General features: G+C 50.2%; 1 rRNA gene. It reads left to right on the plus strand.

From position 1 onward, the window contains the following. Window positions 1-141: 141 nt before the first annotated feature. Window positions 142-1,716: ribosomal RNA gene (locus ACYQ0Y_RS10240) — 16S ribosomal RNA — on the plus strand. Window positions 1,717-1,725: the final 9 nt, after the last annotated feature.

Raw genomic sequence — 1,725 nt, forward strand, 5'->3', positions numbered from 1 at the left:
GTAGATCTTTGAAAACTGAACAACGTTTCGACGAATCAAATGTGTAGGGTCTTTGAACTTCGGTTCAAAGCAATACAAATTGTGAAGTCAATTCACTTTATAACCAAGTAACAAAAACAAGAGCTATTTCAAATAACTCATTAATTTGAGAGTTTGATCCTGGCTCAGGATGAACGCTGGCGGCGTGCCTAATACATGCAAGTCGAACGCGCTTTGGTTCTAGATTGACGGTGCTTGCACTAGATTGAAAGAACAATGAAGCGAGTGGCGAACGGGTGAGTAACACGTGGGTAACCTGCCCTGAAGTGGGGGATAACATTTGGAAACAGATGCTAATACCGCATAACAACGAAAACCACATGGTTTTCGCTTGAAAGATGGTTTCGGCTATCACTTCAGGATGGACCCGCGGTGCATTAGCTAGTTGGTAAGGTAACGGCTTACCAAGGCGATGATGCATAGCCGAGCTGAGAGGCTGATCGGCCACATTGGGACTGAGACACGGCCCAGACTCCTACGGGAGGCAGCAGTAGGGAATCTTCCACAATGGGCGAAAGCCTGATGGAGCAACGCCGCGTGAGTGAAGAAGGGTTTCGGCTCGTAAAACTCTGTTGTTAAAGAAGAACGAATCTGAGAGTAACTGTTCAGATTGTGACGGTATTTAACCAGAAAGCCACGGCTAACTACGTGCCAGCAGCCGCGGTAATACGTAGGTGGCAAGCGTTATCCGGATTTATTGGGCGTAAAGGGAGTGCAGGCGGTTACTTAAGTCTGATGTGAAAGCCTTCGGCTTAACCGGAGAAGGGCATCGGAAACTGGGCAACTTGAGTGCAGAAGAGGGTAGTGGAACTCCATGTGTAGCGGTGGAATGCGTAGATATATGGAAGAACACCAGTGGCGAAGGCGGCTACCTGGTCTGTAACTGACGCTGAGGCTCGAAAGCATGGGTAGCAAACAGGATTAGATACCCTGGTAGTCCATGCCGTAAACGATGAATGCTAGGTGTTAGGGGGTTTCCGCCCCTTAGTGCCGCAGCTAACGCAATAAGCATTCCGCCTGGGGAGTACGACCGCAAGGTTGAAACTCAAAGGAATTGACGGGGACCCGCACAAGCGGTGGAGCATGTGGTTTAATTCGAAGCTACGCGAAGAACCTTACCAGGGCTTGACATCTTCTGCTAATCTTAGAGATAAGACGTTCCCTTCGGGGACGGAAAGACAGGTGGTGCATGGTTGTCGTCAGCTCGTGTCGTGAGATGTTGGGTTAAGTCCCGCAACGAGCGCAACCCTTATGATTAGTTGCCAGCATTAAGTTGGGCACTCTAATGAGACTGCCGGTGACAAACCGGAGGAAGGTGGGGACGACGTCAAATCATCATGCCCCTTATGTCCTGGGCTACACACGTGCTACAATGGATGGTACAACGAGCAGCGAAGTCGCGAGGCCAAGCAAATCTCTTAAAGCCATTCTCAGTTCGGACTGTAGGCTGCAACTCGCCTACACGAAGTCGGAATCGCTAGTAATCGCGGATCAGCATGCCGCGGTGAATACGTTCCCGGGTCTTGTACACACCGCCCGTCACACCATGAGAGTTTGTAACACCCAAAGTCGGTGGGGTAACCTTTTAGGAGCCAGCCGCCTAAGGTGGGACAGATGATTAGGGTGAAGTCGTAACAAGGTAGCCGTAGGAGAACCTGCGGCTGGATCACCTCCTTTCTAAGGAAA

This window comes from Furfurilactobacillus curtus, assembly GCF_054657915.1.